Origin of the sequence: Streptomyces sp. NBC_00878, assembly GCF_026341515.1 — a bacterium.
GTDB lineage: Bacteria > Actinomycetota > Actinomycetes > Streptomycetales > Streptomycetaceae > Streptomyces.
This window is the reverse complement of sequence record NZ_JAPEOK010000004.1, coordinates 1-14,341: the sequence shown is the minus strand read 5'-3', so window position 1 is coordinate 14,341 and position 14,341 is coordinate 1. Positions and strand designations below refer to the sequence as shown.

Sequence of the window (14,341 nt, the reverse complement as noted above, 5' to 3'; positions counted from 1 at the left end):
CATGGCCGCACAGCTCGCAGCAACCGTGTACGTCACGGACCCGGAGACCCGCCAGTCGGTCACGCTGCACCCGGGCACCTGCCCGGAGCCGCGCCTGGCCGCCCTGGTGACGAGCCGGGCCGCCTGGGTCGACGGGAAGCTGCCCCGCCCGCCCAAGACAGCCGGCACCGGCGACGGCCCGGACGGCGCCTCTGGCGACGCCTCGGAAACCTCCGGCGACGCTAACCCCCAGGCCGCCCCGGCAGCCAAGAAGACCGCCGCACGCAAGACCGCGGCCACCAAGCCGGCCCGGGGCCGGGACGCCGCTGGCGAGGGCGACAGCGGCGACTAGCGGAGTGCGGGCCCGCCCCCTGTGGTGGGGGCGCCAACAGGGCGGGCCCGCACCCGCGCACCCACTTCTTCCCACCGCCCCTGGAAGGACGCCCCGTGGACGCATCCGTACAAGCGTGGCTGATCTCGAAACTCGGCAGGGCCACCGACCTGACCGACCTGAACACCCGCTACACGCGCCTCGGCACCGCACGCGCCGTCGCCCTTGAGGTCCTCAACGAACGCCTCGCCGACCTGCGCGCCCAAGTCGCCACCGTCAACGTCTCCAGCGTCGTCTCCGTCTCCATCAGCGAAAACATCCGAGCGTACGAGCGGGAGATCGCACTCCTGGAGTCTGGCGCCTCGCCCGCGCCCGACGACCCCGCCGGCGACAGCGGCGACAGCGGCGACACGGCGCTCGGGGTGCTGTACCTGGTTGAACGGCCCCGCCGATGAGCACCCCCGTACGGCGCGGACGCACCCTCCGTCAGCGCCTCATCGGGTTCATCACCAACGCCACCACCCGGCTCACCGGCGCCTGGGGCATCCTCGCCACCGCCCAGAACGCCCTCCTCGCCGCCCTCGCCACGATCCGGCCCGGGCCCAGCCGCGGCGCCAACGCCCGCGTCCGCGCCGCCGTCGCCGCCTTCAACCAGGCCCTCGCCGCCTTCGATCGGGCCGCCATGTCCTTCGTCGAACGCTGGGCCGCCACCGACCTGCCCCTCGTCTACCGCGAAGGCGCCTGGCAGATCCTGGAGCGCGCCGACCGGCCCCTCTCCCGGTTCGGGTGGACCGCCCGGCACCGCGACGCCATCACCACCATCTCCGCCCAGTACTACGCCGACCTCACCTCCCGCATCCGCGAAGCCCTCCGCCGCGCCCGCGCCTTCCTCCGCGCGGCCCAGGACGCCGCCCGCGACCCGCAGAGCCTCCGCGTCGACACCGCCGCCCTACGTCGCGACCATCCCCTAGGAACCGTCGTCTACGCCAACAACGCCCGGCACCCCGTCGACTCGTGGGCGTCCGCAGCCGTCACCTGGCAGGCCGTCACCACCGCCAACACCGGCGCCGCCCACACTGCCCAGGATGAGCTCGGAACGCCGTTCGTGGAGATCCGTGACGGCGCTGGTTGTGGATGGACGTCGCACGACGACGAGGACAAGGCCAACCGGACTATCCGTACCGTGCAGGACGCCCTCGCCCACCCCGTGGCACATCCGAACTGCCAGCGGGAACTGCTGCCCCGCCTGGATATCGCTGGCCGTACCGACATCATGTCCGGAGCCCTCCTATGACCGAACAGCCCATGGGGCCGATCCTGGACGGCCTGGGGAACACCCTGGAGATGGACGAAGGCGACCTCGTGTCGTCCGCTCTCGTCATCGCGAAGGTCGTCGACAAGGACGGAGAGGTCTCCCTCGCACTGTCCTGCAGCGAAGGCCTGTCGTGGATCGACCAGAACGGACTGATCACGTCGGCGCAGCAGATCGTCAACCAGTCCGAGATCCGCAAGAGCGGCGACGAGTGATGGCCACTCCGTCCGAGCCGCAGGCGCGCGGCGTACGGATCGACGCGCAGCCCGGCCACGCCACCATCGCCCTGGACGGCACCCCCCTGTCCGACGGCCTGGTCACCGGGTACGTCCTCGAGCACGACATCGCGGCCTCACTGCCCCGGCTGGTCCTGCACACCCGACACCCCAAGAACACAGCGTTCGAAGGCCTCGCCCAGGTCGCCGTCGGGGTCAGCCAGACGCCCGGCGACATCGTGGCCGCGTTCCTCGCCCAAGTCGACCCCGTACTGCTGGACCAGGAGTCGCTGAACCGGTCCGACTACGGCGGCGGCCCGGGCGCCACCGCCCGGTCGATGCTCGCCGTCCTCACGGAGTGGGCGCGCGGCGGGAAGGCAGGCGACTGATGGCCCTGGACTTCACCGCAATCACCCAGGTCATCGAGGACCTGATCCCCTGGGACACCGTACGCATCACCGACCCCAGCACCGGGCCGCGTGTCTTCGACACCGAGACCGGCCAGTACACCTATCCGGAGCCGGAGACCCTCTACGAGGGGCGCGGAGCCGTCCAGACCGCCGGCACGGCCGCCGAAGTCATCGCCATCCCCGGCGCCAACCTGCCGTGGGCGCCCGAGACGCGCTCCAAGTACCGGCTCCTCACCCCCCTCGATGCCCCGGTCGCGGAGAAGGACCAGATCGTCTCCGTCGTCGCCATCCACGAGGGCGGGGACCTGGCGCTTCTCGGCCGCAAGTGGCGGGTCCAGGACCCGGGCGGCGCCGGAACCATCGCCGTCGTCCGCACGACCGCCCTGGACCAGATCCAGCAGACCAGGCAGGTGACCTGATGGACCTGGACCAGTTCGCCGAACGGCTGAACACGGCCGCCGACCGCGTCGGACCGGAGGTGGACCGCACTGTGCAGCAGCAGGGCCGCCTCCTGCGCGCGCTCATCATGGAGCGGGCGTCGGGCAGGCCCGGGCCGAACGTCATCTCCGGCGACTACCGCGGGTCGTGGCAGCCGGAGCCGTTCCCGGTGCCGGACGGCGGCGGAGTCACCATCGGCACCCGCGCTCCGCAGGGACGGCGTCTCGAGTACGGCTACATGAACATGTACGACAGCCTCGGCCGCTTCTTCCGGCAGCCCCCGTTCCCGCACGTGGAACCGTCGGTCAACGAGCTCGAGGAGATCATCATCGACCCGTTCAAAGCCGCCTGCGACCGCATCTTCGGGAGCTGATGATGATCGACCGAGAGCCCGTCACCAAGGCCGTCATCGAACTCCTGGAGCTGGTCACCGGGAAGCCGGTCGGGGAGCGCACCGTACCCATCAACCCGGCCACCGGCACGCCGTACGCGCCGCCGTACACGCTCCTGGACCCGCTGGACCACCTGACCGACGACCACACGCTGGCCGACCGGCACACCACCGCCATCTCCGCCTACCAGGCGACGTTCGTATCCGGCCCGGCCGAAGGAGACGACGACACCCGCGGCGGCGGCGAACAGGCGCAGTGGCTGGCCGACCGCGGCCGCAAGGTCATCCAGCGCCGCACCGACGGAACGCCCGGCTACCAGCACCCTCTGACCATTCCCGGAGTGCACTGCGACCGCCGGGAGGCCCGGGAACCCGGGGGAACGTCCGACGCGGGAGATGCCATCATCACCAGTGTGATCCGTTACCGGTTCTTCCTCGAGGAGACCGGCGCCTGACCCTCTTCAGGGAGGCAATCACCGCACCGCGGCGGGACCCCACGCGGACGCCACCACCACAGGTGGCCGCCACACCGACACACGTGTAGCAGGGGCCCCACGATTGGCCCCGATCCGCGAGGGGCCACCATGAGGTTCAACCGCAAGAGCACAACCAAATTCAAGTTCCTGCCGACGATCGCATCGACGGATCTTCTTCCGACTCGTGCAGAGATCAGCGCAGGAAACGACCTGACCGACGGCATCCACACCATCGACGGCTGGAACCTCGAGAACCAGCCCATCGAGACCCCGGACATGGGCACCACGTTCGTCGCGAAGATCGACGGCGACGACCAGGCCGCCGACAGCTCCCTGGGCTTCTACGAGGACAACACCCTCGACGACATCGAGACCGACCTCGCCAAGGGCACCACCGGGTACATGTGCGTCTTCTCCAAGGGAGACGTTCCCGGGGCCAAGGGCCTGGAGGTCTTCCCCGTGAAGGTCGCCTCCAACTCCAAGGGCTACAGCACGGACAACGAGGCCGCGAAGATCAACGTGCAGTTCGTCATCACCGACCGTCCGCTGCAGAACGCCACCGTCCCGGCCGCGGGCACCGACGAGGTGCAGACCGTCACGATCACCGGCACCCCGACGGGCGGCACCTACACGCTCACCTGGAGTGGGCAGACCACCGCCGGAATCGCGTTCGACGCGAACGCGGCCGCGGTGCAGTCCGCTCTCGTGGCGCTGTCCAACCTGGCGCCCGGCGACGTGGTGTGCGCGGGCGGACCCCACCCGGGAACCCCGGTGACGGTGACTTTCGGCGGCGCCTACGACGGTGTCGACGTCCCACAGATGACCGCCTCCGCGGCCGGCCTGACCGGCGGCACCAGCCCTGCCGTCAACGTCACCACCACCACGCCCGGCGGCTGACCCCACCTCCTCAAGCCCCCGGCCGGGCCCCGGCGTGTCTGGGAAGGGCGCCGCGCGCCCGGCCGGGCCTTCCCAAAGGAATCGACATGACGACGACCACCAGCAAGTGGGAAGCCCTCCAGAAGCGTCTGGACGCGGTCAAGCGGCCAACGCGGACGTTTCGGCTGTGCGAGGACTCCGAACTGCGCGCCAGGTACCTGGAAGCGAAGGAGGAGTGCCAGCGCCTGACCGCCTACCGCGACAACTTTCTGGCGGACACCGATCCCGAAGCGCGCTCCCTGGTCGAGAAGAACGCAACGGAAGCCCAAGCCGCGGCCGACGAACTGAAGAAGGTCTACGACCGCAAGACGATCGTGCTCACCTTCCAAGCCCTCGAGCGCCAGGACCTGGAAAAGCTGCAGGCGGCACACCCGGCCACCGAGGAAGACGAATCCGCAGGCCGCGAGTGGCACATGGAAACTTTCGCTCCGGCCGTCATCTCCGCCGCCTCCCTGGACGGCATGCCCGTCGAGGCCGCCGCCAAGTACCTCGCCACCTGGTCGTCTGGAGACGCCCACGACCTGTGGCAGGCCGCCTGGTCCGTCCAGCTCCACAAGCGGACCGACCTGGGAAAAGGCTGACGGATGATGCCGCCTTCCGTGCCGAGATGGAGCTCTGCAATCGGTGGGGAATCCCCCACTCGCAGTTCCGCGGCCACGGCGACGGCACCTGGTCCGACCTCGACCGCCGCAAAGCCCGCGCCTACCAGGCCTACCAGCACACCGTGTGCCCGCACTGCGGCACCCGGCATGAGGAGTGGGACGAGCAGGCAGACGGCGACGAGGACGCCTACCAGGCCGTCACCCACCGCTGCATCGGATGCCAACTCATCGAGGACAAGCGCAAGACCGTCCCCGAGGGTGACGACGGGCACGGCGTCAAGGTCGCCCTGATTCCCACCAGCGTCCACCAAGCCATGCAGTTCGCCCGCGACCACCACTGACCGACCGAGGGGAGGGCCTCCATGAGCGAGTGGAATCTGTCCGTACGCCTGACCGGGCAGGGATCCGACCTCAAGGGCACACTACGCGACAGCGCCAAGGAGGCCCGCAAACTCCGCGACCGCATCAACGAGGCCAAACAGGCACTCACTGAACTACGGGCCGCCGCGGCGAACGACATCACCGTCCGCCTCGACATCGACGCCGGCCATCTGCGGTCCGATGTCAACGCGGCCCTCACCACAGCAGGATCCGGGCAGGGCCTCAGAGTCCGCCTTGACATCGACGACGCCGACCTGCACAGCGACATCCAGGCCGCACTCGCCGGCGCCTCCGGACAAGCCCTCACCGTGCGCCTCGATGTCGACGGCGACCATCTGCGCGATGAGGTCACCGCCGCCGTCACGGCCGCTGGCGCCGACCAGTCCATCACCGTCGGCCTGAACGTCGACGGAACTGCCGGCCTTGCCGCCCTGCAGAGCGCATCCCAGGACACCGCACACTCCCTCAACACCCTCCAGCGCGCCGCCCGCGAAGCGAAGAACGAACTCGAGGAACTCCAGACCCAAGCCGTCCTGACCGCGTCCGCCGTACGCCGCATCAGCACCGCCGCCGGACGGGCCCGCACCCGCCTGGACGACCTGTCGACGGGCACCCGCACCTTCCGCAGCGACCTCGACGACCTGGACGGCTCCCTCACCAATGTCAACGGCCGCCTCGGAGACCTCCGCGGACGCGTCGGCGGGCTCACCGCCTCCAACCAGCAGGCCGGCCAGTCCGTGCGCGGACTCCTCGCACTCTTCACCGGCCTGGCCACCGCCGCAGTACCGCTCACCGCCGGCCTGAGTACCGCCCTCATCCCGCTGGGAGGCGCCCTGGGATCCGCCGCGGTGGGCGCGACCGCCTTCGGCATCGCCATCGGCGGCCAGGTAGAGCGCCTCGGCCAGGTCGCCGACGCGGAGAAGAAGTACCAGGACGCGGTCAGTGAGCACGGCAAGGCCAGCACCGAAGCGATCACCGCGCAGCTCACCTACCAGCGGGCGCTCGCCGAACTGCCGCCGGAAGCCCAGAAAGCCGCGATCGCCGTCTCCCGGCTGAAGGGCAACTTCTCCGACTGGTCCGACGACATGGCGACCTGGACGATGAAGCCCCTCACACAGGGCATCACCGTCCTCGACCAGATCATTCCCCGGCTGACCCCGCACGTGCAGTCCGCATCCGCGCAGCTGGACCGCCTCACCACCGTCGCGGGCGGCGCCATGGCCACGCCCGGATTCGATGCGATGGCGAACCGCTTCGCGGACTTCTCCGACCGCCAGCTCGACGCAATGACCGACAAGGTCATGCACTTCCTGCGGGTCCTGTCCGAAGGCGGCGCTCTCAAGTCCGGGCCGCTCGCCCAGTTCATGGACTACGCCCGCACCAACGGGCCCGCCGCCCGCGAAGCCCTCAGCGCGATCTCAGACGCCGTGGTGATGCTACTGAAGGCCGCATCCGAAGCCGGACCAACCATGCTCACCCTGGTCACCGCAGCAGCCCGCCTGGTGGCCGCGCTGCCACCCGAGCTGGTCGGCATCATCATTCAGGTCGCCACCGCCCTGAAACTCCTGCAGCTGTCCGGAGCGGGCATGGCGGCACTGGCGGGTGGCATGGCAGCCGTCCAGGCCCGGATCGCCGCGCTCGGCACGACCGCGGCCGCAGCGGGCGGCGGCCTGGCCGGCTTGAGAGCGGCGTTCATGTCCCTCGGCGTCGCCGCGCGGGCATCCATCATCGTCGCCGGGATCGCCGCGGTCGTTGTAGTCCTGTCCAGCCTGTCCAAGATGGGCAAGGAAGCCCCGCCGAACGTGGAGAAGCTCACCACGAGCCTCGGGGAGCTCGGGCAGACCGGGAAGGTCACCGGCGAAGCCCTGCGCGCGTTCGGCCCCCAGTTGGAAGGGCTGGGGGAGAGCCTGCGGACCCTGGCCCGGCCCTCCAACCTGGACAAGACGCAGCAGTTCCTCACCAAGCTCGTCGGGATGGACTCCACCCCCGTTAAGGAAGCCAAGGAGGACCTCGACGCGGTCGACAAATCCCTCGCAAACCTGGTGCGGGGCGGCAAGGGCGAGATCGCGGCAGCCGCCTTCGAGCGGGTCGCCGAGGCGATGCGCAAGCAGGGCATGTCCGGGAAGGAACTCCGCGCCCAACTCGGCGACTACAAGTCCGCCCTGGCCGACCAGGCCTTCGAGCAGGAACTGGCCGCCCAGTCCATGGGCATCTTCGGGCAGGCCGCGCAGGACACCTCCGCGAAACTCGCCGACCAGAAAGCCTCTGCGGACGGCCTCCGCCAAAGCCTGCAAGCCCTCAACGACGTCAACCGGGCCGGCGCCTCCGCCATGAGCGCGTTCGAACAGTCCCTGGACGATGTACAGAAAGCCTCCGGGAAGTTCGGTGGCGTCCTGAAGATGCAGAACGGGGAACTCGACCTGGGCTCAGGCAAGGCCCGTGAAGCGGAGAAGGTCCTGTCCGACCTGGCGGCGAACACCGACGCCGCCGCAGCATCGGCGCGAGATCAGGGAAAGTCGTGGCAGCAGGTCAACGCCATCTACACCGAGGGCCGGACCGCGTTCATCCAGGCCGCCGACGCGATGGGATTGACCAAGGCGCAGGCGGAAGCGCTCGCCAACTCCTACCTGAAGATCCCGGAGAAGAAATCCGTCACCCTGGAGATGCGCACCGAGGACGCCATCGCGGGCCTTAACTCGGTTATCTCCGCCATCGAGAAGACCCCGAACGCCAAGTCGGTCACCGTGTCCGCGCTGACCAGCGACGCCGTGTCGATGCTGGAGAGCCTCGGCTTCAAGGTCGTGCAGCTGAAGGACGGCAAGTTCAAAGTCACCGCGGAGACCGGCGCCGCAGGCGCGGGCCTGGACGCCCTGAAGGGCAAGCGTGACGGCCTGAAGGACAAGACCCTCGCGATCAACGCGACGACGCAGGACGCCATCGCCGACCTGGAGGCCGTGAAGAGCAAGGTCGCCTCCACCAACGGCAAGACCATCACGATGAAAGCCCCGACCGCCGAAGCCCGTCAGCAGTTGGAGGCCCTCGGATTCAAGATCAGGGACACCAAGGGGAAGAATGTCGTGATCAGCGTGCCGACCGGCACGCAGCGCGCGAACGTCGGCTCGCTGGCCTCCGCGATCGCCGGACTCAGGAACCGTTCGGTGACGGTCACCTATACCACCGTGTACAAGATCAAGGGAAGCCCGGGCGGCCCCCCGTCGGGCACCTACTACGGCTCCACCGCAGGCCGCTCCGCCGACGGCAACATCTACGCCGGCGCCCGCCTGCAGCGGTTCGCCGACGGCGGCATGGGCCGGGAGAACCACGTCGCGCAGATCGCCCAGCCCACCTACCGAATGTGGGCCGAACCCGAAACCGGCGGCGAGGCCTACATTCCGTTCGCGTCCTCCAAGCGGCCCCGCTCCCGCGCGATCGCGGAGGAGACCGTACGCCGCCTCGGGGGCAACCCGGACGACATCCAGTGGAACGCCCAAGGCTCCGTCACCGACTGGCGCTACGACCCCACCACCGGCTCCCTGTACTCCGCATCCGACGCCGGATCCGCTGGCAACAAAACCAAGAAGGTGAAGGTCAAGGTCAAGGGGAAGACCACGACCAAGGAGGTCAACTACTTCGACGTCGGCGCCGTGGAGAAGAAGCTCATCTCCGCCGGTAGGGCCACCGCGGCCTGGAACCGGGACCTGGAGAAGGTCGCGGCAACTGCGGGCGGCGACGTCGCCGAAGCCCTCGCCTCCATGGGCAAAGACGGCGTGGCCCTCACGAAGAAGATGGCGAACGGGTCGAAGAAGTACATCGCGCAGATGTCGATCGCCCTGCGCCAGCTGGCCAAGGAAGCCCGCGCGTCGCTCACCGACTACAAGGTGCAGCTCAATCACGCGACCGGAAATCAGGAGCTGTTCGCGAAGAACCTCGCCAAGTTGGCCGCGCAGGGTTTCGGGGATCTGGCCGGACAACTGGCGGCGCAGAACGACGAGGCGGCCCAGCAACTCGCGGCCAGCGCTGCCTCGGACAGCAAGAAGGCGTCCGCAGCGAACGCGGCCGCGAAGCGCGCCAACAACGCGCTCACCCCCGACCAGGTCCAGTCGCTGGTGTCGATCATTGCCGCGGTGAAGAACTCCAAGACGGGCATCCACGACGTCGCGGCCACCACCGGTCTCGGCGAGGACGAAATCATCGCCACCGCTACCAAGGCCACCTCCCAGATCAAGACGGCGCTCGGCTCCCGATCGACTCGCTTCCTCGCTGACCTAGGCAAGGCGCAGAAGGGCATGGCGTACGCGGACGGCGGTATCCGGTCCGGTATCTACGCCACCCGCGGCGGCGCGGTCACCTTCGCCGAGCCGTCCACTGGCGGCGAGGCCTACCTGCCACTCGGCGCCAACAAACGCCGCCACGCGATGCCTGTCCTGCGTGACGTCGCCTCCCGCTTCGGCGTCGGCCTCACCGACGCCAACGCCGGACGGGTCGTCATCATCCGCGAACAGGGACCGCTGATCGGCTCACAGACCTGGCAGGTCACCTCCGGCGGGAACGCGGAAGACACCGCCCGCAAGGTCGACGCACACAACGGCTACCAGCTGCGGCGCCTCGCCCGCGGGGGAGTGGGGGCGAGAGGCCAATGAGCACGCCCATCGAACTCGAGGACGGCCAGCACCAGCTCGGCAGCGTCCTCATCGGCCGCGGCACCTCCGTACGGATCGCCACCATCGAAGGACTCGGGCAGCCGTCCGTACGGTCCCAGGACGTCGAACCCCCGGGTGAGGACGGCCTGTGGATCGGCGCCGACTACTACAGCGGACGCACCCTGAGGATCGACGCCGGGATCAGCCAGTCCGGGAACCAGGCCGGGGCCCTGGACACCCTGGCCGCCCTGCAGGCTGATGCGGACAGCGCAGGAGTGCGTGGCTCCGGCGGGCTGACGATGAGCCTCAGGTTGAAGTTCCCCGGGCGGCCCACCCGGGTCGTCCGGGGCCGCCTGCGCAAGTTGGAGCCGGACGTCACCAAGTCCATCCACGGCTGGATCCCCCTGGACATCGAATTCCAGGGCCAGGACCACCTCTATTACGCGGACGAGCCGGACACCACCAGCATCCCGCTGGGCATCCTCTCCCACGGCGGGTTCACCGCGCCGATCGTCCCCCCGTTCACCATCGCCGGCGACCCCTTCGCCGTGGGACGGCCCTCCTTCCTGAGCGTCGCCGGAACCGCGCCCACGTGGCCGCTGCTCCGCGTGAACGGGCCGTGCGCCAACCCGTCCATCACCCACGTCGAATCCGGCGTCTCGATCACGGTGCAGACCACCCTCGCCGACGGCGAATGGGTGGAGATCGACACCCGGCCCGGCTGGCGGACCGTGCTGCGCAACAACGGCGGCGGCGCCCCCATGACTCCGCAGTCCCGCATCGACCTGTTCCGCCTCACCCCGGGCCCGAACGAGATCGCGTGGGCTGCGACCGACCCCACCCTGACCAGCACGCTGGCCGTCACCTGGTGGCCCGCCTACAAGGCCCTGTAGGAGGCCCTGATGACGCTGCACCCCGTGCCGATGATGACGACCGGCGCCAGCCACACCGCGCAGCAGTTCCGCATGATGGTCAAGGACCTCGCGCGGGACAACCAAGGCGTCACCACCGGCCTGGACATGAAGGTGTCCCAGTTGTCCACGCCCGGGGCGGGGGTGCAGATCTCGGACGGGTCCGCGGTCATCGCGGGCAAGGTGTCGTCGGTCCAGGGCCACTACGCGGCGTACAACATCGGCACCGACACCAGCGTCGGCATCGCCGCCACCGGCGGCTCCGCCCGCTCCGACATGATCGTCCTGCGGGTGGAGGACCCGGAGTACGAGGGCACCCGCGACCCGGAGACCGACCCGATCGTGTTCTTCGAGGTGATCTCCAACGTGTCCAGCAGTGCCACCACGGTGCCGTCCGGATACTCCGCTATCCCCCTGGCCCGCATCGACCTGCCCGCCTCCACCGCCACCGTCACGAACGCGGTGATCGTGGACCTGCGGCAGGTCGCCAACCCGCGCCGGGAACGCCAGCTCCTGCCGTTGTTCTACCCCGGGCCCCTGGTGGAGATCTCCGGAACGACCGAGACCTGGCAGAACTTCCCCTCCGGCGTCACCTACACCATCGCCGTCCCTGCCTGGGCGTCGAAGGTCCGCATCAAGTGGGACGTCGGAGGGATCCGCCTCGTCGACGGCAACATCTTCGGCGAACTGACCTTCCAGTTCGGCACCAAACAGGCCGCCCAGGCCGTCTACATCGACGACAACCAGGGCACCGCCCCGCACCGCTACACCGCGGTGATGGCCGACACCCTGTCGCTGACCGACACCCTGGGTGCGGCGATGCGTGGCACCAACGTGACCCTGCGCTCCCGCATGCGGCCGAAGGCCGGCAACGTCGGGAAGTTCGGCTGCGACGCCGCCACCACCTTCGTCGCAGACGTGGAGTTCGAGGAGGGCCCTCTCTGATGGGTCGCTGGCGGTACTTCGCGCAGCACGCCCTCACCGGGGAAGTCCTGCACCCGGCGCTGCCGCTGTCGGGGGTGGAGTTCGGCAACGAACTCAACGGGCCCGGCAGTCTGACCGCGACCCTGGCGCCGAAGTGGGTGCGCGCCAACGCGTCCGTCCTCGAACCCGCCACCGCCCTGATCTACGCAGAAGCCGACGGACGCCTGCGCTGGGGAGGCCTCGTCTGGTCGGTCGAAGCCGAGGACGGCGAATACCGTCTGGAGGCCGCCTCCTGGTCGTCGTACCTGATGAAGCGCTACGACAGCCACGGCAACCTCAACGGCCGCGCCCCCTACGTCAACCAGGATCCGTGCGTCATCATCCGCGACATCTGGGCGTACGCGCAGGAACAGCCCGACGGAGACCTGGACGTCATCGTCGACGCCACCACCTCCAGCGCGAAGGCCGGCACCCCGACCGAGCCGTGGGCCTCCCACTGGTACGAGACACCGCTCCTCGGAGACCATCTCGACGACCTGGTGTCGGAGGACGGCTCCCCGCAGTACACCAACACCTCATCATTCCTGGCCAACGGCAGCATCGAACGCCGCATCAAACTCGGCTACCCCCGCCTCGGCGCCCGCCGCACCGACATCAGCTTCCAGACCGGCGTCAACATCATCGACGCCCCCGCAGTGGAGTACTCCGGCGACGCCTACGCCAACGTCATCATCGCCACCGGATCCGGCGAAGGCACCGGCACCCGCTTCGCCGTCGACCCCGTCCGCGACGGACGCCTGCGCATGGAATCCGTCCTGGCCCTGCCGACCGTCAACGGCAACGACGTCCTCGGCCGCCGCGCCCGCGCCCGCCGCCGACAGTTGCAGGTCATGGGCCAGGTCCAGGACATCACCATCCGCGACCACCCCAACGCCCCCCTCGGATCCTGGCAGATCGGCGACGACGTCCAGGTCGCCGTCCACAACCAGTGGGTGTCCTGGACCGGCTGGGCCCGCATCCTCGCCGACTCCTACAAACCCGGAGACCGCGCCGACACCGCCACCCTGTCCCTCCAACGGGCGGACGCCTTCCACTACGGATCCGAGGACGCCTGATGGCCAACACGTCGATCCCCCTGGAACTGAACGCGCTGCGGCGACGCCTGGAACAGGTCCAGAAGGGGCAGCGGTACGCGCACGGCGGCAGCATCGAGAACGCCGCCATCACCGTCAACGACGCCACCGGAAGCCTGCGCACCATCGTCGGACTCCAGGGCGACGGCACCGTCGGCGTCCAGGCCGTCAACGGGCCTCCCCCACCGCAGCCGTCCGCACCGATCGTCGCCTCCGTCCTCGGAGGCGTCTCCGTCGGCTGGGACGGTCTGTTCGCGGGCGGCGCGGTCATCCCCATGGACTGGCAGCGGGTTGAAGTCCACGCTTCCATCACTGCGGTCTATGACCCGATCCCGGCCACTCTGCAGTCGACGATCGAGACGGCGCAGGGCGCCACCGTGGTCATCCCGTGCGATACCCCGGTCTACGTACGCCTGGTGGCGCGCTCCGCATCCGGGACCGCTTCCCCGGCATCCGCCACCGTCGGACCGTTCGGCCCGACTCCGGTGGTGGCGGACGACATCGTGGACGGCATCGTCACCACCCTGAAGCTCGCCGACGAAGCCGTCACCGCGGCGAAAGTCGCCGTCGGGGCGATCGGCGCCGACCAGCTCGGCCTCGGTATCGGCAACCTCGCCCCCGACCCGTCCTTCGAGGGCCCGCTGATCGCCGCGAAGATCGCGGGACGGCCGGAGTTCTCGCTGGTCACCCCGGGCAACAACTCAGCGACCGCCCTGATGATCGACTGCAACACCGGGTTCACCACCTGGATCAACGTGGAGATGGGCCGGTACGACGTCCTGCCGGGAGAGCGGCACTTCCTGGCGTTCGACTACAAGACGTCCGCCGACTTCAACGGCGGCGGCGCCAAGCTCCTCTTCCGCTACGAGGACGCTGCGGGCGGGGTGACCGGCTACGGCGTCGTCGACGGACTCACCGTCGGAGGCGCCTACCAACGGGCCACCGGGCAGGTCCAGGCGCCACCGAACACGATCGCCGCGTTCCTCCTGGTGGAGGCGTCTTCGGTCTCGGTGGGTGAGGCGTGGTTCGACAACATTGAGGTCCGCACCTTGATCGCCGGAGGCATGGTCGCCGCAGGCACGATCACGGCCACTGAGATCGCCGCCCTGACGATCCTCGCCGGGAACATCGCCGCCGAAGCCGTCGTCGCCTCGAAAATCGCGGCCGCCGCCGTGACTACCGCGAAGCTGGACGCGCTCGCTGTCACCTCAGACAAGATCGCCGCGAACTCGATCATCGCGGGGAAGATCCTCGCCGGAGCA

The 14,341-nt window shown here is 69.3% G+C and carries 16 protein-coding genes; all 16 read left to right on the top strand.

Annotated elements, in window-relative coordinates; translation table 11 throughout:
• The first annotated feature begins 1 nt into the window (after position 1).
• Positions 2-331: a hypothetical protein gene (locus OHA11_RS47455; RefSeq protein ID WP_266508839.1), complete on the top strand. Its 330-nt coding sequence runs from the start codon at positions 2-4 to the stop codon at positions 329-331.
• Positions 332-426: 95 nt separating this feature from the next.
• Positions 427-765 (top strand): hypothetical protein, encoded by a 339-nt coding sequence (locus OHA11_RS47450; protein ID WP_266508837.1) that lies wholly within the window; start codon positions 427-429, stop codon positions 763-765.
• Positions 762-1,604, top strand: a complete 843-nt coding sequence (locus OHA11_RS47445) for a hypothetical protein (RefSeq protein ID WP_266508835.1) — start codon at positions 762-764, stop codon at positions 1,602-1,604. Before OHA11_RS47450 ends, OHA11_RS47445 begins: the two co-directional genes overlap by 4 nt.
• On the top strand, positions 1,601-1,837 hold the full coding sequence (locus OHA11_RS47440) for a hypothetical protein (RefSeq protein WP_266508833.1): 237 nt from the start codon (positions 1,601-1,603) through the stop codon (positions 1,835-1,837). The genes OHA11_RS47445 and OHA11_RS47440 overlap by 4 nt, the downstream gene beginning before the upstream one ends.
• Entirely contained in the window at positions 1,837-2,226 is a 390-nt protein-coding gene (locus OHA11_RS47435) for a hypothetical protein (protein WP_266508831.1), read from the top strand. The genes OHA11_RS47440 and OHA11_RS47435 overlap by 1 nt, the downstream gene beginning before the upstream one ends.
• Positions 2,226-2,666, top strand: coding sequence for a DUF6093 family protein (locus OHA11_RS47430; protein ID WP_266508829.1), 441 nt, complete (start codon positions 2,226-2,228; stop codon positions 2,664-2,666). The genes OHA11_RS47435 and OHA11_RS47430 overlap by 1 nt, the downstream gene beginning before the upstream one ends.
• Positions 2,666-3,058: an HK97 gp10 family phage protein gene (locus OHA11_RS47425; RefSeq protein ID WP_266508827.1), complete on the top strand. Its 393-nt coding sequence runs from the start codon at positions 2,666-2,668 to the stop codon at positions 3,056-3,058. Before OHA11_RS47430 ends, OHA11_RS47425 begins: the two co-directional genes overlap by 1 nt.
• Positions 3,058-3,531 carry a hypothetical protein gene (locus OHA11_RS47420; protein ID WP_266508825.1) on the top strand — a complete coding sequence of 158 codons (474 nt, stop codon included), beginning with the start codon at positions 3,058-3,060 and terminating at the stop codon, positions 3,529-3,531. The genes OHA11_RS47425 and OHA11_RS47420 overlap by 1 nt, the downstream gene beginning before the upstream one ends.
• 129 nt (positions 3,532-3,660) lie before the next feature.
• A complete protein-coding gene (locus OHA11_RS47415; protein ID WP_266508823.1) occupies positions 3,661-4,449 on the top strand; it encodes a hypothetical protein in 789 nt (262 codons plus the stop codon).
• An 86-nt stretch (positions 4,450-4,535) separates the two neighbouring features.
• Entirely contained in the window at positions 4,536-5,069 is a 534-nt protein-coding gene (locus OHA11_RS47410) for a hypothetical protein (RefSeq protein ID WP_266508821.1), read from the top strand.
• 26 nt (positions 5,070-5,095) lie between these two features.
• Positions 5,096-5,431 (top strand): hypothetical protein, encoded by a 336-nt coding sequence (locus tag OHA11_RS47405; protein WP_266508819.1) that lies wholly within the window; start codon positions 5,096-5,098, stop codon positions 5,429-5,431.
• 21 nt (positions 5,432-5,452) lie between these two features.
• Positions 5,453-10,111, top strand: a complete 4,659-nt coding sequence (locus OHA11_RS47400; protein WP_266508818.1) for a hypothetical protein — start codon at positions 5,453-5,455, stop codon at positions 10,109-10,111.
• Positions 10,108-11,004 (top strand): hypothetical protein, encoded by an 897-nt coding sequence (locus tag OHA11_RS47395; protein ID WP_266508816.1) that lies wholly within the window; start codon positions 10,108-10,110, stop codon positions 11,002-11,004. Before OHA11_RS47400 ends, OHA11_RS47395 begins: the two co-directional genes overlap by 4 nt.
• A gap of 9 nt (positions 11,005-11,013) precedes the next feature.
• Positions 11,014-11,967, top strand: a complete 954-nt coding sequence (locus OHA11_RS47390) for a hypothetical protein (RefSeq protein WP_266508814.1) — start codon at positions 11,014-11,016, stop codon at positions 11,965-11,967.
• Positions 11,967-13,061, top strand: coding sequence for a hypothetical protein (locus OHA11_RS47385; RefSeq protein WP_266508812.1), 1,095 nt, complete (start codon positions 11,967-11,969; stop codon positions 13,059-13,061). The genes OHA11_RS47390 and OHA11_RS47385 overlap by 1 nt, the downstream gene beginning before the upstream one ends.
• The coding region (locus OHA11_RS47380) for a hypothetical protein (protein WP_266508811.1) at positions 13,061-14,341 on the top strand (1,281 nt) is incomplete at its 3' end. The genes OHA11_RS47385 and OHA11_RS47380, both read left to right, overlap by 1 nt.